At 38.9% G+C, this 20,284-nt stretch carries 18 protein-coding genes; 8 read left to right on the forward strand and 10 right to left on the reverse strand.

From position 1 onward, the window contains the following. Nucleotides 1-7: 7 nt before the first annotated feature. From AAHH40_RS05760 to AAHH40_RS05770, 3 genes are all read right to left on the reverse strand, one after another. On the reverse strand, nucleotides 8-1,327 hold the full coding sequence (locus tag AAHH40_RS05760) for a hypothetical protein (RefSeq protein ID WP_342219722.1): 1,320 nt from the start codon (nucleotides 1,325-1,327) through the stop codon (nucleotides 8-10). A gap of 94 nt (nucleotides 1,328-1,421) precedes the next feature. After that, the gene (locus tag AAHH40_RS05765) at nucleotides 1,422-2,681 is read right to left on the reverse strand and encodes a hypothetical protein (protein WP_342219723.1); all 1,260 of its coding nucleotides are present in this window, start codon (nucleotides 2,679-2,681) and stop codon (nucleotides 1,422-1,424) included. Between the two features lie 137 nt (nucleotides 2,682-2,818). Beyond that, nucleotides 2,819-3,706 carry an NAD(+) kinase gene (locus tag AAHH40_RS05770; RefSeq protein ID WP_342219724.1) on the reverse strand — a complete coding sequence of 296 codons (888 nt, stop codon included), beginning with the start codon at nucleotides 3,704-3,706 and terminating at the stop codon, nucleotides 2,819-2,821. 358 nt (nucleotides 3,707-4,064) lie between these two features. On the opposite strand from AAHH40_RS05770, the gene grpE reads away from it, so the two are divergent. The 4 genes from grpE to greA all read left to right on the forward strand — a co-directional run bounded on the left by grpE (nucleotide 4,065) and on the right by greA (nucleotide 8,798). After that, nucleotides 4,065-4,709 (forward strand): nucleotide exchange factor GrpE, encoded by a 645-nt coding sequence (grpE, locus tag AAHH40_RS05775; protein WP_342219725.1) that lies wholly within the window; start codon nucleotides 4,065-4,067, stop codon nucleotides 4,707-4,709. Between the two features lie 126 nt (nucleotides 4,710-4,835). Further along, nucleotides 4,836-6,821: a molecular chaperone DnaK gene (gene dnaK, locus AAHH40_RS05780; protein WP_342219726.1), complete on the forward strand. Its 1,986-nt coding sequence runs from the start codon at nucleotides 4,836-4,838 to the stop codon at nucleotides 6,819-6,821. A gap of 127 nt (nucleotides 6,822-6,948) precedes the next feature. Next, the gene (gene dnaJ, locus AAHH40_RS05785) at nucleotides 6,949-8,100 is read left to right on the forward strand and encodes a molecular chaperone DnaJ (protein WP_342219727.1); all 1,152 of its coding nucleotides are present in this window, start codon (nucleotides 6,949-6,951) and stop codon (nucleotides 8,098-8,100) included. 221 nt (nucleotides 8,101-8,321) lie between these two features. Next, nucleotides 8,322-8,798, forward strand: a complete 477-nt coding sequence (greA, locus tag AAHH40_RS05790) for a transcription elongation factor GreA (protein WP_342219728.1) — start codon at nucleotides 8,322-8,324, stop codon at nucleotides 8,796-8,798. Between the two features lie 26 nt (nucleotides 8,799-8,824). Here greA and AAHH40_RS05795 read toward each other — a convergent pair whose 3' ends face one another. Beyond that, nucleotides 8,825-9,469 carry a hypothetical protein gene (locus tag AAHH40_RS05795; protein ID WP_342219729.1) on the reverse strand — a complete coding sequence of 215 codons (645 nt, stop codon included), beginning with the start codon at nucleotides 9,467-9,469 and terminating at the stop codon, nucleotides 8,825-8,827. A gap of 235 nt (nucleotides 9,470-9,704) precedes the next feature. Next, nucleotides 9,705-10,499, reverse strand: coding sequence for a thymidylate synthase (locus tag AAHH40_RS05800; protein WP_342219730.1), 795 nt, complete (start codon nucleotides 10,497-10,499; stop codon nucleotides 9,705-9,707). A 159-nt stretch (nucleotides 10,500-10,658) separates the two neighbouring features. Between AAHH40_RS05800 and AAHH40_RS05805 the strand changes: the two genes are divergently transcribed. Next, a complete protein-coding gene (locus AAHH40_RS05805; protein WP_342219731.1) occupies nucleotides 10,659-11,990 on the forward strand; it encodes a UDP-glucose/GDP-mannose dehydrogenase family protein in 1,332 nt (443 codons plus the stop codon). 1 nt (nucleotide 11,991) lies between these two features. After that, nucleotides 11,992-12,879 carry a UTP--glucose-1-phosphate uridylyltransferase GalU gene (gene galU, locus AAHH40_RS05810; protein ID WP_425287958.1) on the forward strand — a complete coding sequence of 296 codons (888 nt, stop codon included), beginning with the start codon at nucleotides 11,992-11,994 and terminating at the stop codon, nucleotides 12,877-12,879. Between the two features lie 60 nt (nucleotides 12,880-12,939). On the opposite strand, the gene AAHH40_RS05815 is transcribed toward galU, so the two are convergent. Continuing rightward, entirely contained in the window at nucleotides 12,940-14,265 is a 1,326-nt protein-coding gene (locus tag AAHH40_RS05815; RefSeq protein WP_342219732.1) for a transglycosylase SLT domain-containing protein, read from the reverse strand. A gap of 274 nt (nucleotides 14,266-14,539) precedes the next feature. Here AAHH40_RS05815 and AAHH40_RS05820 point away from each other — a divergent pair, with 274 nt between their 5' ends. Together AAHH40_RS05820 and rnhA are read left to right on the forward strand one after the other, a co-directional pair. Further along, the gene (locus AAHH40_RS05820; protein ID WP_342219733.1) at nucleotides 14,540-15,259 is read left to right on the forward strand and encodes a hypothetical protein; all 720 of its coding nucleotides are present in this window, start codon (nucleotides 14,540-14,542) and stop codon (nucleotides 15,257-15,259) included. Beyond that, nucleotides 15,252-15,698 (forward strand): ribonuclease HI, encoded by a 447-nt coding sequence (rnhA, locus tag AAHH40_RS05825; protein WP_342219734.1) that lies wholly within the window; start codon nucleotides 15,252-15,254, stop codon nucleotides 15,696-15,698. Before AAHH40_RS05820 ends, rnhA begins: the two co-directional genes overlap by 8 nt. 49 nt (nucleotides 15,699-15,747) lie before the next feature. On the opposite strand, the gene lpxC is transcribed toward rnhA, so the two are convergent. From lpxC to AAHH40_RS05845, 4 genes are all read right to left on the reverse strand, one after another. Further along, entirely contained in the window at nucleotides 15,748-16,668 is a 921-nt protein-coding gene (lpxC, locus tag AAHH40_RS05830) for a UDP-3-O-acyl-N-acetylglucosamine deacetylase (protein WP_342220810.1), read from the reverse strand. Between the two features lie 41 nt (nucleotides 16,669-16,709). Next, complete coding sequence (gene ftsZ / locus AAHH40_RS05835; RefSeq protein WP_342219735.1) at nucleotides 16,710-17,888, reverse strand: cell division protein FtsZ; 1,179 nt, start codon at nucleotides 17,886-17,888, stop codon at nucleotides 16,710-16,712. Nucleotides 17,889-17,916: 28 nt separating this feature from the next. Then, complete coding sequence (gene ftsA, locus AAHH40_RS05840) at nucleotides 17,917-19,140, reverse strand: cell division protein FtsA (protein WP_342219736.1); 1,224 nt, start codon at nucleotides 19,138-19,140, stop codon at nucleotides 17,917-17,919. A gap of 165 nt (nucleotides 19,141-19,305) precedes the next feature. Continuing rightward, nucleotides 19,306-20,091, reverse strand: a complete 786-nt coding sequence (locus tag AAHH40_RS05845; protein WP_342219737.1) for a cell division protein FtsQ/DivIB — start codon at nucleotides 20,089-20,091, stop codon at nucleotides 19,306-19,308. Nucleotides 20,092-20,284: the final 193 nt, after the last annotated feature.

Consider the following 20,284-nt stretch of genomic DNA (forward strand, 5'->3'; position numbering starts at 1 on the left):
ATTCCTCTTACATACTCACTGTCAAATAATTGGTGTTTAGTCTAGCATACTCAGCACTAAGCAGATCACTGCTTTCATCAAGAGAAATTTCATCCTCCTTTTGGACAGCATTTCGAAAATTAGGCCTGTTAAAAAACCGACAATGCGTTTTTATTTGCCTAAGAAATCTTATTATTTTATTACTAGGGGAAGAACGATCTTCTAGTCGTTGTTTTAAATCTTTTAACTGGATAATCTCTTGGGGTTGCAATCTAGAAAACTCAAACAAATAAACAAAGAAATCTTGCATCAATTGCTGTCGATCGACATAGGAAAGATTTCGATCATTCATTAGTAATAAAGGAAGATTATCTAAAATTAGTTCAATTTGTTGGAGGGTAAGCGCAGAAAATATTTTTTTACACCGGCGATTAAAGAAACTGAACGTTTCACTTAAGTTCTGCGGAGAAGAGCTAAACCTAAAGCGTTTAAAAAAAATATAACGTAAAATGATTATATAACCTTTTGTTTCATTTTCTAACAGAATAGAGGACAACTTTTCATCATTGATTTTTTCCAATAAACTATCAAGCAACTGGGAATATTGATTGATTTTAAATTGATTTGAATTTTCACCCGCAAACACTATCCGTAACCATGTCCCTAAAACACACCAGATGAAACTAAAACCATTAGGCTGCGTCTGGAAAACTAATGTTTCTAAAGCAAAATTTGTTGTTTTATCAATTATTTTTTTACTAATAGCACTTAAATAAATAACTTGACTGGGATGTAAAGTTTCATACGCTATGACATACATAAGTTTGTGAATAATATGAAAACCTGTATTTTCGCTATTCAAACTTAATTTCGTCATCGTAAGCGCGCTCGCCTTATCAAAAAAAAACTCTATGCTCGCAGCCAGCGCCATCATTCTTTTGCTATTTTTATCCGAACTAGCAAAATCATTTAACGTAAATTTTATTAACTCACTTAATATATAATAGGCCCAAGCCATTTGATTCATCTTATTATCAAAGAGTATTTGATCGATAGTATCGAATTCTGCTCGCGACATTAACACGTGCAATAATTCAAGTAGACGCTTGCTTTGATCGGTGGTTAAACTCTTATTTTTTACAAAAATAAGCATGAACATCGGGATCACTGAAAGTTCAAGCTCATTTTTACTTAAGAAGAAGTTTTGTATCCAGCTTGGACGTACTTGCTCGAGGTGTGACTTAATAATTTCTGGATCGGGAATACAGAGACAATAGCCTTTTTTAAAAAGTAAATCGACTAATATTTTCCGTGTGCCTTTTTGATTGTCTAATCGACTCAGCAACATAACCATCCTTGTTGTTTTCGTTAAGGCATACTAACTGAGCACAGATTTTTTTGCACACTTGCATCAACAAATTAAATAACGTCGATTAATTAAATTAATTTCTTAATGAGAGAGACCTGTTTAAACCTTTATCTGGAATAAGCTCTTTTTCCTTCTGAAATGAAAATAAACATAAGCTTGATTCGACTAATGCATTTATAGTTGGACTAAAGTTAGCTTTATTAGTTGGTAAGATCCTAGTCGAGGCCACAATAGTAGTAAATATTCCAATTGGAGCGCTGGATATTTCATTTTCGTTAGTTTGAGTAGACAAAGCTACAGTTTTGTTTGATTTACTATTAAAAAAATCATGTAAACTGCTAATCCTTGCTTTTATCCGAGAAAGAAAGCTAACTTCAGATTCTACCTCAAATTCTGGAGTATCAAAATCTGTCGTTGTAGGGTTGTCTCTATCTGCTTTAGCAAGACCGATACTACTCATACCAACAAACGTAGCAACTGCTACGACTGCTGCAGCAATAGTTCCTATCGGTGGAGTGATAAAAATTCCAAGTATCAACCCAGCTCCTATAGCAGTGATTGCTGCAAAAGCTGTCCACTTTCCCCAATCAATTAAAAATGGAATCATATGATGATTCTGAGATTTATGTTCTTTGATTTTAATCGGTTTAGATTCATGCCATTTTGATTCTTCTTTTAAATATTTATCAAGTTTGGCACTATTTGCATCTTGTCTAAAAATTTCTCGATAAACATGTTGTTTACCATTTTTATCTGTTCCAAAAAAATAGCACATCCCTGCTTTTATTTTTAAATCTATAGCTAATTTAGAGAGTGCTTCTAAAAATTCAGCTGGATTAACATGTGGCTGTTCATTGGTTTGGGCTTTTTTAATCTCTTCAATTAAACGTTCTCTTTCCTTCTCGAATAGTTTAAAGAAGTCATGTCCGGCTTTTTCTTCTCCTCTTTTATAAATAATAATAAATCCATGATCAGCAAGATTGATAGTATCCCCTTCTAACTCATTCAAATGAGGAACTCGTTTTGTAGTAAATGCTGCTGAAATATTTCCGAAAAACCCGTGTACATGGCTACTATTCGCTGCGCCTATTATTCGAATATTCTTGTTAGCCTCTTCGGTAATTTTTCCATTATTTGGATCTGAAAAAGTATCAGGATCGCTTGGCTTTAAAAAATGTACTTTATCGTTGTCGTCTTTGAAGGGGACTAAAATGGGTGTATCGCTGGTATCAAGCTTGTTGTTTTTCAGCCAATCTTTAGCTGCTTTCAGATCGAGAAAAACACTAAGTTCATTGACCTCACTATCATATATGGGTGGAGCTATGGAGGGCATAAAAAACTCTTCTTTTTGTTATTATTTTTTACTTGCAACAGAATACAAAAAAATATAAAAAAAATCAATTAATAAAAAACTTTCTTTTTAGTTAAATTAGCTAAATACCAAATTAAAATTAACAAATTTATTTTTATTTATTTAGTATGATTGTGCTTATTCCAATGTAACTTTGACCGTAAAGTTTCAAAATAATTATAATCTAAAGGATGGATTAAGCGCAGTGCTTTAGCATTTTTTTGAATACTAATATTGGCACCAACAGGCACTGAAATGCGTTCTTGACCATCACAGCTTAACCAAGGTGCGGCAGTACTATGCGTATCAATATGAATCACAATACGACTTTCTGCCGAAACGACGATAGGTCTTGCGCTTAGCGTATGTGGAAACATCGGGACAAGTACAATAGCATCGAGTTGTGGGTATAAAATCGGACCTCCGCCAGATAAAGCATAAGCCGTGGATCCAGTTGGTGTCGCCACTATTAAACCATCGGCTTGTTGAGCGCAGACAAATTGGTCATCAATCATGATAGAAAATTCGATCATACGCGCCACATTGCCTGGCATTAATACCACTTCATTTAAAGCTAAACCCGCTTGCTGCTTATCTAATTGCATGGCTATCGTGGCATTTAATAGAAAACGCCGTTCCTCTTGATAGCTTCCTTCTAAAACTTCACCTATTTTCTTTTCTAAATCTTGAGGATGAATATCGGTAAGAAAACCAAGACGACCGCGATTGACACCTAACACCGGTGTATCATGTTTTACGGCACTATGGGCTGCATTGATTAGACTCCCATCACCGCCTACCACAATCAGCAGATCAACTTTTTGTGCCAATTGATCACGTGTGCAAGAAGTAAATTGGCGATTTTTAAAGCAATGTGCCGTTGCTTCTTCGACCAATACTTCATAATGATGGGATTGCAAATAATCTAAGACAGCGATAAGTGTATCACTGACATCCTTCATCCCTTGTCTGCCGATCAAACCGATGGTTGTAAAAATTTTGCTCATAAGCTTTTATTTCATACCGCTAAAACTGAGGCAATATACTCACAGCAATTGGATTTTTGGCAAGGCGCCGCGAGAATGAAGCAACCGGAATGTATGCAAGATACATGAGGATTGCGAATTGAACGGCAACACAGTCAAAAATCCAAGTGCGAAGAGTATATATCGTGATCGAAACTATCATGCTAGTCAACTCAGATACTTTGTATATTAGTCGTGATTAGCTTTTTTCGTTAAATTTTATTTGGCAGAACCCAAACTCTTGAATCCAAGCGGTCGAGCCTCCATAATTTATACATGTGCCTCTATTCTAATATAGAGTAGCTGTCTCTTTCTTTAAAAAATGGGAGTCCTGTCAGAAATGGCTGAAAAAGAACCATCTAAAAAATCCACTTGGGAAAAGCTCAATATTGCAGCAAAACAAGATTCTTCTACCGCTAACGAGAAAAAAGCTCCTTCTGCAGAAAAAGAAGAACTAGAGCAAGAGAAACAATTAACCCACCCCTCTTACGAAGCATTAGAAGCTCAACTACTAGAAACAGAAAATCGAGTTAATGACTACAAAAGTCAATTAGCTAAATTTGAAGAGCAAAAAGTTTACCAGCTGGCTGAAATGGACAATATTCAGCGTCGCACTAAGCGCGATATTGAAAACGCTTATAAATTTTCATTAGAAAAATTTATCAAAGAATTATTACCGGTAAAGGATAGTTTAGAAACAGCCCTCGATCATGCCAAAGCTGAAGAACAGGATACTGCTTTATCTGGCATCCAACTTACACTCAAACAGCTACAAAGCCTATTAGAAAAGAACGGCGTAAAATCGATAGAGCCTGCTGGCAAACCTTTTGATTCTCATTTTCATGAAGCCATGCTGGCAGAAGAAAATGATGAACTAGCACCGAATACTGTTATAAGGGTACTGCAAAAAGGCTATTTACTTCATGAAAGACTGATACGACCCGCTTTAGTCGTGGTCACGAAAGCTAAAGAGAAAACTTCATGATTCTATATCTTGAAAATTAAACTTCCTAACCCAATTTTAATAGGAGTTGTTAATTTTCAATCAACCCATCATTTTCAACTCTATTGATACCAGTCAAGAAGAGCTACTACTAACGCGGAGAAATTTATGGCAAGTGCACAACCACCAAGAAATACCATAATCGGCATCGATTTAGGTACGACAAACTCTTGTATGGCCATTATGGAAGGCGGCAAAGCAAAAGTAATCGACAACAAAGAAGGGCGACGAACTACCCCCTCTATCGTTAGTTTTGACCATAACGAGATTAAAGTAGGTGAAGTGGCAAAACGTCAATCCGTCACCAAACCTGCTGAAACGATTTATGCTGCAAAACGTTTGATAGGCCGGAAATTCGAGGACGATGCGGTACAAAAAGATATCAAAATGGTGCCTTACAAAATCATTCGTGCAGCCAATGGCGATGCATGGATGGAAGTAGGTAATAAAAAGATATCACCTCAAGAAGTTTCTGCACAAATCTTAATGAAATTAAAAAGAGATGCTGAAGCCTATTTAGGATATGAAGTAAAAGAAGCGGTTATTACCGTACCAGCCTATTTCAATGACTCACAACGTCAAGCGACTAAAGACGCAGGCCGTATCGCAGGGCTTGAGGTTAAACGCATTATCAACGAGCCGACGGCTGCAGCGCTTGCCTATGGATTAGACAAAAAACGTGGTGACTCAACAATAGCCGTTTATGACTTAGGTGGAGGTACGTTTGATATTTCCATTATTGAAATCGCTGAAGTCGACGGTGAACATCAATTTGAGGTACTTGCAACGAATGGCGATACCTTTCTCGGTGGTGAAGATTTCGACCTGCGTGTTATCAATTATTTAGCGGACGAATTTAAAAAGGATCAAGGCATTGATTTGCATAACGACCCGCTTGCTTTACAGCGCCTGAAAGAAGCCGCTGAAAAAGCAAAAATTGAACTTTCTTCCGCTCAAGAAACAGACATCAACCTTCCTTACATTACTGCTGATAGCAATGGCCCTAAGCATCTACATATTAAATTAACGCGTGCCAAACTGGAGTCATTAGTAGAAGACTTGATTACACGCACCATTGAACCCTGCAAGAAAGCCGTTAAAGATGCCAAGATTTCTCTCGATAAAATATCGCAAGTTATCTTAGTCGGGGGGCAAACCCGCATGCCTAAGGTTCAAGAGGTTGTTAAAAATTATTTTGGTAAAGAAGCACGTCATGACGTAAACCCGGATGAAGCAGTCGCTATCGGCGCTGCTATTCAAGGCGGTGTATTAGCTGGTGATGTTAAAGACGTATTATTGCTTGACGTCACTCCACTTTCATTAGGAATAGAAACCTTAGGTGGAGTAATGACTAAACTGATCGATAGAAATACCACTATTCCAACCAAAAAAAGCCAAGTGTTTTCAACGGCTGAAGATAACCAACCTGCAGTTACCATTCATGTACTGCAAGGGGAACGGGAAATGGCTTCAGCGAATAAAACATTAGGCCGTTTTGATCTCGCTGATATTCCACCGGGTGCACGGGGTACACCACAGATCGAAGTAACCTTTGACATTGATGCGAATGGTATTATCAACGTATCAGCTAAAAACAAAACTACCGGTAAGGAACAAAAGATTGTTATCAAGTCAGGTAGTGGTTTGTCTGAAGCAGAAATTCAACAAATGATCAAAGATGCTGAAGTACATGCTGATGATGACCGTAAGTTCCACGAGCTTATCCAAACTCGTAATCAAGCCGACAGTTTAATCCATAGTACTAGCAAGGCAATAACCGATGCCGGTGATAAAATTAATGCGGATGAAAAAGCGCAATTAGAGAAAGCGATAGAGGAACTGAAAGAAGCGCTAAAAGGAACTGATAAGGAAAACATCGAGTCTAAGCTTAAAGAACTTACCGAGACATCTGGCAAAATGGCTGATCGCCTCTATGCACAACCAGATACTGGAACGGGTGATGCTGGAAGTCAAACGGGTAGCACTGCGCAGGACAGCCCTAATGACAATAAAGACGACGTAGTTGACGCTGTATTCGAAGAAGTAAAAGACAAAGACAAGGATAAAAAAGATAACGATAAGGATAAAGAATAAGCGCTCGCCTTCTAGTTACTGGTGGTCAACCCAGTAACTAGATCGACACCTATATCCATTAAAAATCTCAAAATCCCTTGTTGTGTAGTTTACTCACAGGGGATTTTCTATCTTTGGTTCTCTAACTATGGCAAAAAAAACTGACTATTATGAAACACTGGGTGTGTCACGCAACGCATCAGAAGATGAAATAAAAAAAGCCTATCGTAAATTGGCGATGAAATATCATCCTGATAAACATCACGCTGCTGAGAGTAAATCAGCAGCCGCTGCTGAAGAAAAATTTAAAGAGATCAGTGAAGCATACGAAATTTTATCTGATCCGAAAAAGAAGAATATGTATGATCAACATGGTCATGCTGGCATAGATGCTGCAGCAGGAATGGGTGGTCAAGGCGCTCATGGCTTTAATTTTAATGATGTTTTTGGCGATATCGGTGATGTCTTTGGAAATATTTTCGGCAACCGCGGCGATCCGCAACAACGTCAACGGACACAACGCGGTGCCGATTTACGTTATACCTTAGAATTGGATTTAGAATCCGCAATTCATGGTACCACCGTACAAATTCGTATTCCACGTCTTGTTACCTGTCAAAGTTGTCAGGGATCCGGCGCACGAAAAGGCACGAAACCCACTATTTGTAAAACCTGTGAAGGTCAAGGTCAAGTTCGCATACAACAAGGCTTTTTTACTATTCAACAAACCTGTCCTGAATGTCATGGTGCGGGTCAAATTATCACTAATCCTTGTCCAGAATGTCGTGGCCAGGGTCAAGTTCAAGAAACCAAAACCTTATCTGTTAAGATTCCAGCTGGAATAGACGAAGGTAACCGAATCCGTTTATCCGGTGAAGGAGAAGCCGGTAGTCATGGCGCGCCTGCCGGAGATTTGTATGTGCAAATCCATCTTAAACCGCACCCTTTATTTAAACGTGAAGGCAATCATTTATATTGTGATGTTCCTATTAATTTAACGCTGGCGCTATTAGGTGGTGATATACAAATTCCTACCTTAACGGGTGTGGTAAACTTACACATACCGCCAGAAACACAAAGTGGAAAGGTATTACGCTTGCGTGGCAAAGGAGTCCCTGGACGTCCTGGCGTAACCGGCGATTTACTCTGTCGTGTGTTTGTAGAAACACCGGTTAACCTGAGCAAAGCACAAAAAGAATTGGTCATTGCGCTAGAAAAAGAATTGCAAAACGGAAATCACTACCCTAAAGCGCGATTATGGTTTGAAAGTGTAAGGAAATTTTTCAGTAAACAAAACTGAAACTCGAAAAATTGAATCAAAAAAGGTATGATCGGTCTTATGCTCACAGCAATCGGATTTTTGACAAGGCGGCGTGATAATGAAGCAACCGGAATGTATTAATATACATGAGGATTGCGAATTGAGCGGCAACGCAGACAAAAATTCAACTGCGAAGAGTATAGCAATGGATTCAGTAAGGACGCTGAAGAAAAAAATACCAAGCAAGCTAGAGAGAAATCATGAAAAAAGTTCCTATGACTATCAGCGGTGCTGAACATTTAAAGGAAGAACTCAACCAACTAAAAACCTTGAAGCGACCACAAGTCATTGCGGCTATTGCTGAAGCGCGTGCGCATGGTGATCTCAAGGAAAATGCCGAATATCATGCCGCTAAAGAAATGCAAGGTTTTATTGAAGGTCGTATTGCCGAAATCGAAAATAAATTAGCCAGCGCGCAAGTGATTGATGTCACCAAAATAAACAATCATGGCAAAGTCATTTTTGGTTCTACCATACGTCTAATTAATACCAAAACCGACGAAGGGGTTATTTACCAAATCGTCGGCGAAGACGAAGCAGATATCAAGCACTCGAAAATATCGGTCGCCTCCCCGATTGCCCGTGCACTCATTGGCAAAGAAGAAGGCGATAGTGTCGATGTGCAAACTCCGGCTGGCTTGGTTAATCTAGAGATTGATAAAGTAGAGTATATTTAAGTTAATTATATTTGAACTGAAATAATTTATTTCTTTCCCAAAAATCTTATTTCCTTGTTATTTTTTTCTGAATTATCCTCTAATTGCATTAGTTCTAATATTTCAATTTCTTTATTTGATAAATGTTCAACTCGGATTTTGTCATGTTCTCGATAAGTAAGCGCTGGTGTTGTTTTAGGACGACACTGCCTTACAAATCTGTGATCAGGAGAAATTAAAACCCACCTCTTGTCTTTATTAAGTTTATATATTTTAATTATCTTTTCTAGTTGATCTTTATTAAACAATAAACTCGAATTTCTTCTAGTTAGTATTGGTGTGGGAATTCTTGAAGGAATTGTTGAAGATAAACTTGAGCTGCTACTAGCGCTTCTTAACGAAATGTTACTGGATGAATCACTCGTATTGATGCTTTTATCCAGCTGTGGGATCCGGGAAACCCTAAACGGAGACTGGGTAGCTTGATCTTCCCTAGAAAATTTAGAAGTTTTTATTGGATCATTAAGGCTTGAATTAGACACCGGGTTAGAAATTTTATTTCGTCCTTCTGCTTCTTTTATGAATTGTTCAAACCAACGACGTTTATTATCAAGCTCCGTTGCTTCTTCAATTGGCTTTTTATGATCAGAAGGAGAACTTAGTAATTCTTTAATTTCATTTTTTGTTCGCATATGAGATTAGCCCATAAAATATTATGTAAGTTTTTTATAGGCTAACGATTTAGTCTTAAGGTTTCCTTAAGGAATAGAAAAAAATTTATGTATAAATTAATTTTTATTTTTTTCTAATACATCGAGAAGTTAATAAACATCTTGTTACTCGTCATTGCGAGCGCGAAGCGCGCGGCAATCCATGGATGGCCACGGCCTCACTAACGGTTTCGGCCTCGCCATGACGGGCATTTAATTAAACCGCTATGGCTGCTTTAATCATAGGATGATACGCATAATCTGCTAAAGAAAAATCATCAAACGCATAATCAAATAATGAATCTGGTTTGCGTAAAATGTTTAGTTGTGGTGAGGCATAGGGCTGTCGTGACAATTGAGTATGCACTTGCTCGAGATGATTACTATAGATATGACAATCACCACCGGTCCAAATAAATTCACCGACTTCTAAATTACACTGTTGCGCAATCATGTGTGTTAATAAAGCGTAAGAAGCAATATTAAACGGTACACCTAAAAATGCATCGGCACTGCGCTGGTACAGCTGACATGAGAGCCGTGAATTAGCTACATAGAATTGAAATAACAAATGACAAGGCGGCAAAGCCATTTTTGCCAGCTCGCCGACATTCCAAGCGCTAACAATTAAGCGCCGTGAATCCGGATTAGTTTTTACTTGTTGAATAAGCTGGCTCATTTGATCAATCGTTTTATGATCGGAGGTTGGCCAAGAACGCCATTGCTTACCATAAACAGGCCCTAAGTTGCCTTCTGAATCAGCCCATTCATCCCAAATAGTAACTTTATTTTCATTTAAGTAACGAATATTCGTATCACCACGTAAAAACCACAACAACTCATAAATAATACTTTTTAAATGTAATTTTTTTGTTGTGACGAGTGGGAAACCGACACTCAAATCAAAACGCATTTGATAAGCAAAGGTACTGAGTGTACCCGTGCCCGTCCTATCGGTTTTAGCTTGTCCATTATTAAGAATGTGCTGTAAAAAATCCAAATAGGGTCGCATCAGAGTTACTCTCTAAAACATCAAAGTCTAGCGGATATTTAGCCAAAATTGAAGCAATCACTATTCTGCGATACTATACTGCTCGATGTTGCAGACGTGATTTCGTCTCTTCAAGGTAATCTATATAAACCCTAGTATTTTCTAGCCCTTATTAAAATTATGCGAATTAATCTCTTTGGTGCAGGTTATGTAGGTTTGGTCACAGCCGCTTGTTTAGCCGAGCATGGAAATAAAGTGCTTTGTGTTGACATTGATCAAGAAAAAGTAAAACGGTTACAACAAGGTGAATGCCCTATTCATGAACCTGATTTGCCTGCTTTATTACAAAAAAACTTAAGTGCTGGCCGGCTCGAGTTTAGTACGGATCCGCAACGCGGGGTTGAGCACGGCTTCTACCAATTTATTACCGTGGGCACGCCTCAAGATGAAGATGGTTCAGCGGATTTAAGCTATGTTTTGGAGGTTGCTGAATACATAGGGAGAGCACTGGTTGAACCTAAGCTGATTATCAATAAATCGACTGTGCCCGTAGGAACTGCTGATCGAGTAAAGGCAATTATTCAAAAACAATTACATCAGCGCAACGTCAACATTTCATTTGATGTTGCTTCAAATCCTGAATTTTTACGCGAGGGTGCAGCGGTTAGTGATTTTATGCGTTCTGATAGAATCATTATTGGTACCGATAATAAAACTGCAGAATCGCACTTACGTCATCTATACAGACCTTTTAATCGTAATAACGATCGTTTAATCGCCATGGATATTCGCTCGGCCGAACTCACAAAATATGCCGCCAATGCCTTTTTAGCGACCAAAATAAGTTTTATAAATGAAATGAGTCAACTGGCCGATCGTTTAAATGCAGATATTGAACAAGTTCGTATTGGCATCGGTTCTGACCCGCGTATTGGTTATCATTTTATTAATCCTGGATGCGGTTATGGTGGTTCTTGCTTCCCTAAGGATGTGCTCGCTTTAGAGGCCACCGCTAAAACGGTTCACTATCAACCTAAGCTATTAAATGCGGTACATCAGGTGAATGATGCACAAAAAAAACTTTTATTTAACAAAGTTTCTCAATTCTTTCAAAATAATTTACGCGGAAAAGTAATCGCCTTATGGGGTTTATCTTTTAAGCCGAACACCGATGATATGCGCGAAGCACCTAGCAAAGTGTTTGTTACAGCCGCTTTAGCTGCAGGCATGAGGATTCAAGCTTATGATCCTGTCGCCATGCCTGAAGCAATTCGTTTATATAAAGATCAAGCTAATTTTAGTTGCTATGACACTCCTGAAGAAGCCTTAATTAACGCAGATGTCTTAGTGATAGTCACTGAATGGAATATCTTCTTTAATCCAGATTTCCAGCTCATCAAAGAACGTTTAAAACAGCCCGCTATCTTTGATGGAAGAAATCTTTATGATCCAGATTGTTTAAAGCAATTGGGAATTAAATACTATGCCATTGGTCGCGGAGAGCATTTCTAACATGAAAACGATTAAAAAAATTACAAAAGCAATTTTCCCAGTGGCTGGTTTAGGGACACGTTTTTTACCTGCAACAAAAGCCAGTCCTAAAGAAATGTTGCCTATCGTCGATAAACCTCTAATTCAATATGCAGTAGAAGAAGCCATTGCTGCGGGAATTACCGAACTCATTTTTATAACGAGCAGTAGTAAACGAGCTATTGAAGATCATTTTGATTCAAATTATGAATTAGAAGCTAAACTCAACGAAGCGGGAAAAAAAGACCTTTTAGATATTGTAAAAAATATCTTACCAAAAGGGGTGAGTTGTGTTTATCTGCGTCAACCAGACACCTTAGGCTTGGGACATGCAGTTTTATGTGCACGGCCTCTTATAAATGACGAAGCATTTGCTGTTTTACTTGCCGATGATTTAATAGATTCTGCTATCCCATGTTTAAAACAAATGTTAGATATCTATCAAGAAAAACAAAATACTGTCATTGCCGTTCAAAGTGTCACTCCCGAAGAAACAGAGCAATACGGTATAATCGGTTATAAAACTAAAACGGGTAGACTGAGCCAGATTAACACTATTGTAGAAAAACCCAGTCACAAAGAAGCACCTTCCAATTTAGCTGTGGTCGGTCGTTATATTCTTACTTCAACTATCTTCCCTTATCTTTCCAAAACACCTATGGGAAAAAACGGCGAAATTCAACTGACGGATGCCATCGCTAGCCAGCTACAAGATGAGGTGATGCATGCTTGGGAATTTGAAGGGATACGTTACGACTGTGGAAGTAAATTTGGTTATTTAAAAGCAACCATAGCCTATGCCTTAAAGCACCCAGAAACTAAAAATTTGTTTACTCATTATTTAAGTATTTTGAGTGAAAAGCATCGCTAGTTTTTTTGGCAAAAAAAAACGAAGTAAATACCTGCGTATTTCTTCGTTTTAAAGCTATGCTTATGAAAGCATAATTTTTAGTTTTTCACCTGGCTTGAGAAAGTCGCTATCAAGCTTATTCCAAGCCTGTATTTTCTTAACCGATACGTGGTAGTGCTTTGCAATACCTGCCAGCGTATCTCCACTTTTTACTAAGTGAATTTGCTGCGAACCTGGGTTAGTCTTCACCAACGTAGCCGGACTAGGCTTAGTTTGGTTACTCACTAACTGAGCAGAACTACGCTTGCCTTTTGATCCAGCCTGTTTTAAAGCGAGCCTACTATCATCAGCTTGAACCTTAGAGTTCGAGCTTGGAGCGGTAACTAATTGTTGTTTATACAAAGCTACCCTATCAATAGGTAAAGCGACCTGCCCACGTTTAATGGCAGCAGAGCTACTTTTCACTCCCGGATTCAATTCCTTTAATTCCGCAACGCTCATGCCCGCTAATTTAGCTACACGAGTTAAACTCATGCTATTTGCGTCAACTAGCTCTAAATAAGGCTTAGCACTGACCGGAGGTAAGCTCACGCCATACTTAGCTGGGTTTTTAACAATCGCAGCTAAAGCCAATAAACGCGGAATATAAGAACGTGTCTCAGATGCCAATGGCAATGCCCAGAAATGGGTATTCTTATCCTGCTGCGTATTATGACGGATCGCATTCTGTACGTTACCTTCACCTGTGTCGTAAGCCGCTATGGCTAACAACCAGTCGCCCCCGAAGAAGCTTCTTAAATAGGTAAGGTAATTTAAGGCCGCATTGGTCGAGCTACTAATATCTCGACGACCATCAAAACCTCTATCTTGATGTACACCATATCCCTTAGCGGTACCGGTCATTAACTGCCATAAACCAGCCGCCCCTGAAGACGAGTTAGTCGCTGACGGATTATAACCACTCTCAATAATAGGTAATAAAACCAATTCTGTAGGCAAATCACGCTTTCTCACCTGCGCATACACATAGTAAATGTAGGGCGCAGCTCGATTTACCGCGTCTTTTAAATAGAGTGGATTTTTAGCAAACCAACGGATCTGCTCTTGAACCTGAGGTTGGTTTTCCTCACGAGCTGACAATTGTAAATGGGCTCGAATAGGCTCCCAAAGCGTACCCTTGTCTACGGCGCTATAAAGCGCTTTAGCATTCCGAGGCGCTAAACTACTACCAGTCGATTTCATAATAACGGTTTGATAGGTTTTACTATCTGTATCGTTACCCGCCCCGCTGAGGCCCATTCCACCTTCTTCAGAAGTAGGAAACTGCACACATGCGGTGATACCCACTGCTAGAATGAGTAGTGCGGTAAGTAATAAAGAATAAATTTTAAGCATTTTATAAGTCATACTAAAGATCTTACGGGGAGCCCTTAGGTAGGTCAAGACAAAGGGCTTACAAAAGCTAAATTAAACGCCTTTTTTGTAGGTTTTTAACCTACATTTATAAAGGCGATTTCTTACTTAAAGACCTACATTTTCGCATTGTTTTTGAGTAGAAATACCCGGTTAAAACCTACATTTTAAGGGTCTTTTTAGCCAGACCTACCTATGCGATAATAAAAAAGGTGTTAAGATTCATCGATTAATTAACTCTAACTGTTTGTTAGCTGGATATAACCCCTTGAAACAGCATTACTTGGATATTGAAGATCATCGTTTAGCTAGTCTAATCCCTCATTATGATGGCCGACACTTATTGCAGTTGAGCCAACATTCGTTTTCGAGCTTATCTACTAGTCCTATTATTCATAAAATTACGGTTTCTTCTGACTATAAAAGCAAGCCTAATACTGACAAAATAGATGGCTCTAACTTAGAGAGTCTATATACTCATTTACCCTTTGCCAATGATAGTATTAATCTGCTCCTGATGCCCCATACATTAGATACGAACAAAAGTACCGCATTAGCCATACTCACAGAAGCCTGGCGGGTACTCGCTCCCAATGGCCATTTGATTATATTAGGGATCAATCCTATCAGCTTATGGGGCCTATATCGGCTATTCTCATCCAATAAAAACCCTGCTTGGGGGGGTCGTTTTCACACCATCCAAACTCTTTGCCAATGGATACATTTTTTAGGGGGTGAAATTCAGCATACCGAGACCTTTCTATTCCGCCCCCCTTTATCCAGTACCCCCGGTTTGTGGTTATTTAAGAAATTAGCATGGTTAGAACGGGTATCGCCTTGGCTTATTCCTTACATGGGAGGAATTTATTTGATTATTGCAGAAAAACGAATAAAAAGACTCAATGGCTTAGGCTTAGTTTGGCAATTTCCCCCGGTACTCAATAATAAGGTCTTAGCACCCAATGCTCGAGGAGCCCATCATGCCTAAAATCCCAAAAATAGAGATTTTTACTGACGGCGCCTGTCGAGGAAATCCGGGGCCTGGAGCCTGGGCAGCTCTCCTGCGATATCAGGGAAAAGAAAAAACCATTTCAGGCACAGAAACCTCTACTACCAATAATCGTATGGAGTTAATGGCAGCCATTCAGGCTTTAATGATGGTAAAAAAACCCTGTCAAATATCACTCAGTACCGATTCACAATATGTCCAAAAAGGTATTACCGAATGGCTACCTCAATGGAAGCGGCGAGCTTGGTTAACTGCCAATAAAAAACCGGTAAAAAATTCAGATTTATGGAAAGAATTAGCCGTACAAGCAGAACGTCATCAAATCCGCTGGGAATGGGTAAAAGGACATAGCGGCCATCCTGAAAACGACCGCGTAGATAGTTTAGCTAATGCTGCTTTGGATGAACTGCTAAAATAGCCAATTTATTATCCTGCGAGAAAAAATAGAGAATATCTTAGATTAGGCTTTATTCAGTCCTATATGCATCTAACAAAGCACGTCGATAAACCAGCGGTGCTTTTATCTCATCTTCAAATTCCACATATTCCCAAGCATCTGCATTGCTCAGCAAGCGACGTAATAATAAATTATTCAGTGCATGACCGGATTTATAACCACTAAATGCTCCAATGAGGCTGTGACCTAATAAATAGAGATCTCCCACTGCATCAAGAATCTTATGGCGCACAAACTCATCTTCGTAACGTAAACCATCTTCATTCAGTACTCTATACTCATCTACAACAACCGCATTATCGAGGCTTCCACCTAAAGCGAGTCGAACCTCACGCAATTTTTCGTAGTCTGCCATAAAACCAAAGGTACGTGCGCGACTAACCTCTTTAATATAGGAAGTCGTAGAAAAATCAATACTTGCTTTTTGACTACGATTTTGAAAAAGCGGATGATTAAAATCAATTTCAAACGAAACCTTAAATCCATCGAAGGGTTCAAAACAAGCCCATTTATCCCCTTCCGTCACCTTAATAGCTTGTTTAATTCGGATAAAACGTTTTGAGGCACTTTGCTCTTCAATACCTGCCGACTGAATTAAAAAAATAAAGGGTCCTGCGCTTCCATCCATAATAGGAATTTCTGAAGCGGTAATATCAACGTACGCATTATCAATACCCAAACCCGCCATAGCTGACATTAAATGCTCTATGGTAGCCACTCTGACACCATTTTTAAGTAAAGTAGTTTGCAAGGTAGTTTCACCGACATGTTCAGCCCGCGCTTGAACCTCAACTATAGGATTAAAATCTATCCGTCGAAAAATAATTCCCGTGTTTATCGGAGCTGGTCGCAACGTTAAAATAGCCGTTTCACCACTGTGTAAAGTGATCCCTGCGGCTTTAATAACGTTTTTTAAAGTACGTTGTTTCAGCGCACGTGAAGTTTGAATTGAATTGTTTTTTCTGGACACCCTTAAGAAACCTCTTCTTGTCTTCGTAAAAAAGCTGGAATATCAAAATATTCAATATCGGTTGCGGTACTATCTACTGTGGACTTACTCGATGTAACGACACCTTGCTTGCGTAATACCGTAGGACGTTCTAACTGATGGTAGTCTAAACTACCGTCAGCTGCTCTAATGAGGCCTGAATCTTCTACCTCATGCATTGCAGCACCCGTAGGAAGTTGATGTCCAAGACCTGTTATTACTATTGTCACACGCAATTCATCGTTCATCCCAGGATCTATTACTGTACCAATAACCACATTAGCATCTTCTGATGCAATTTCTTTAATCACTCCACCGACTATCCCAAATTCCTTCATGGATAAATCCGGTCCCGCGGTTATATTAACTAATACTCCACGTGCACCTTTTAAATTTATGTCTTTTAGTAATGGACTGCCTATAGCGGCGTTTGCTGCTGATAACGCTCTGTCTGAACCTAATCCTACACCTGTCCCCATCATGGTGGTCCCCATCTCGGACATTACCGTTTTTACATCTGCAAAATCCACATTGATTAACCCCGCACGCGTAATTAATGCAGCAATTCCTTTAACGGCACCAAATAATACATCATCTACTGCTTTAAATGCATCTAAAAAACTAACTTCATCACCTAAAACGTTCATTAACTTTTCATTAGGGATAGTAATGAGAGAATCAACATGCTGGCTAAGTTGCTTAATTCCTTCTTCAGCCAAGCGCAAACGTTTCTTTCCTTCAATCTCAAAAGGCTTAGTCACCACTGCTACCGTTAAAATTTTCATCTGTTTGGCAATCTCTGCAATAACCGGTGCAGCACCCGTTCCTGTACCTCCACCCATTCCCGCGGTAATAAAAACCATATCCGCTCCCTCTAACGCCGATCTCACTCTTTCTCTATCCGCTTCGGCAGCAAGACGGCCTATCTCAGGATTTGCTCCAGCGCCTAAACCTTTGGTGATTTGTTGACCCAATTGTAATAAACAATTAGCAGAAGAGTTTTTTAACGCTTGGGCGTCCGTGTTTGCACAGATAAACTCTACTCCTGGAATATCTTGTGCCAACATATGTTCCAGCGTATTACCACCACCGCCTCCAACACCAACGACTTTTATGACAGCATTTTGCAATGGGGGATTGTGCGCATCAAATTTAGCACTCATAATTAACTCCTAAGGATTTCAGTATTTTTTAAAAATTTTCGCATAACCAATTTTTTATACGTGCTATTTTTCTACCAAATAAAACATTAGGTTTTCGCTGTTCGCATTGTTGTTGATAGCCATATAATAGTAAGCCCGTACTGGTCGCATACATCCCGTTCGTCGTTACTTCGTTATTTCCAGTAATATATTGAGGATGTCCCAGTCTTACGGGTAGCTTAAAAATCTTTTCTGCTAATTCGACACTACCACTGACATTAGAAGCACCACCCGTTAATACCACTCCCGCTGCAAGAAACTCTTCAAAACCACTACGATATAATTCTGCTTTCACTAAATGGAAGAGCTCTTCATAGCGTGGCCCCACAACTTCAGCTAAAGCACGTTTAGTCAGTGTGCGTCCGGGACGATCGCCTACTCCAGATACCTCGACAAGTTCATCTGGGTTTGCTAATTCAGGCAAAGCACAGGCATGTCTTCTTTTAATCTGCTCCGCACTTTGTGTGGGCGTTCTTAATGCAACGGCAATATCATTCGTGACTTGATCACCGGCAATCGGAATAACGGATGTAAAACGTATGGCCCCTTCAGTAAATACAGCGATATCGGTTGTCCCACCACCAATGTCAATTAAACACACACCCAACTCTTTCTCATCTTCTGTTAATACGGATTGACTTGAAGCAAGTTGTTCTAAAATTATTTCTGAAACTTCTAACCCACAGCGTTGAATACATTTAATGATATTTTGTGCAGCACTTACCGCACCCGTTACCATATGTACCTTAGCTTCTAAACGCACGCCTGACATGCCTATTGGCTCACGAATACCTTCTTGGCTATCAATAATAAATTCCTGGGGCAAAATGTGTAATATTTTTTGATCCGCTGGAATTGCGACCGCTTTAGCTGCGTCAATAACACGTTCAACATCCGCATGCGTTACTTCTTGATTTTGAATCGCAACGATTCCGTGAGAATTCAAACTCCGAATATGATTTCCAGCAATACCGGTATATACGCTTCGAACTGGACACCCTGCCATTGCTTCTGCTTCGCCCACAGCACGTTGAATTGAATCAACGGTTGCATCGATATTAACAACAACACCTCGCTTTAATCCCAATGAAGGATAAATCCCCATACCAATAATTTCGATACCATTGGGTTTTACTTCACCCACCAAGGCATTGACCTTAGATGTGCCAATATCTAAACCTACAATTAAATTCTTAGTCGGTTTCTTTGCCATATTATTTCACCTTCAATTAAATTCTCTAGATCTTTTCAAACTTCATCACTTGACTTCATTGTTAGGATATAGCTCTTACTCTATTTTTATGTGAACCGAATCTTTTTTCATAAACTCAAAAACTGCATTTGGAAAAAAATCTGTTTTATGTCATTAATAATTTTTCTAAGAAATCCGTTTCTTAAATTTTACTGCCATACCATGGGCATAACGGAGATCCACATAATCTACCATAGATACTTTACTTGCGATAACATCAGAATAAACATCTACCAAATGCTCTAATTGTATATAAGGTTGACTTCGACTCAAATAAACGGTTAACCCATTATTCAACTTCAGATACCAATATTGTTGATCCACTAGTTTTAATAATTTAATTTTTAAGTTTAATTGAGCAAACATTGGATTCAGTACGGCATAGGTTTGTAATAAATATTTTTGTTGGCCTAACGGCCCCACAAAAATTGGTAGGTCTAACGCTATAGAATCTCCATCTGGAATAAAAATATTACCCTGCTCATCTAATAAGCCATGCTTTCCAATAAAAGCGATAGGTTTTTTAGTAATAAAGCTTACTGCTAATGTATCCGGCCAATATCGTTTTATGCTTACATTAGCTATCCATGGCATATGTGAAATTTGTTCTTTTAATCCTTGGCTATCTAAACGAAAAAAACCTTTTGCAATAAACGGTAGAATAATCTGCTGCAAATGACTTTGCTTAACATAAGTTAAATCGCCGCTAATTTTAATATTTTTGACAGGAAAACAACTAGGATTGGCTAATTTTTGCCATAATAAAACAAAACTTAATACAAGTAATAGACTCAATGAAAACTTAAAAAACCATCCTCTTGAAGGCAATTGAGAACTTAAACGAGTAAATCTAGGTTTATCGCGTTGCCGTTGGAATCGTTGGTTTTCAACTACTTTCCCATTTTTAACCATCGCTTAGCCATCAGAAATACAAGAAATCAAAGGGGATAATAATCTATATAGTGTGTTTCTGCCAGTTTTACTGCTTAGCTTGGCTAGTACAAAAATTAAAAATTGCGCGTCATGGCGAGGCCGAAACGTCAGTGAGACCGTGGCCATCCAGAAAAAATTAAGCTTTTTAATGGATTGCCGCGCGCTCCGCGCT

The sequence above is a fragment of the Rickettsiella endosymbiont of Miltochrista miniata genome, from assembly GCF_964031245.1.
In the GTDB taxonomy this organism is placed as follows: Bacteria; Pseudomonadota; Gammaproteobacteria; order Diplorickettsiales; family Diplorickettsiaceae; genus Aquirickettsiella.